This window comes from Algoriphagus lutimaris, from assembly GCF_017051705.1.
GTDB lineage: Bacteria > Bacteroidota > Bacteroidia > Cytophagales > Cyclobacteriaceae > Algoriphagus > Algoriphagus lutimaris.
In genome coordinates, this window is the sequence record NZ_JAFIDJ010000053.1 from 1 (window position 1) to 270 (window position 270).

1 pseudogene is annotated in these 270 nt (G+C 53.3%); it reads right to left on the bottom strand.

The features are described 5' to 3' along the window. Positions 1 to 270 (bottom strand): annotated as a pseudogene (locus tag JYB62_RS19755) (bifunctional rhamnulose-1-phosphate aldolase/short-chain dehydrogenase); the annotation flags it as partial.

Sequence of the window (270 nt, forward strand, 5' to 3'; positions counted from 1 at the left end):
TGAACTCCAGTACCACCTCTGTGTCGGAGAAGGTACCGACCATTTTCTTTTCGGATGAAGCCAGTCCGCGCAGCACGGGAGCCAGCAAGGCAGCCTGTGAGGCACGTTGCTCTGCAGGAAGCGATGTTACTTTCTGTCCGCCAAATACAGGCCTGTCTTTACCGTAATTGGCCTCCAGGTAAGCGGAAGCGGTTTCGATGACTTCCAGGCTGTTGATATAACATTCAAAAGACGTGTCTCCCCAAGTGAAGAGACCGTGTCCACCGAGCA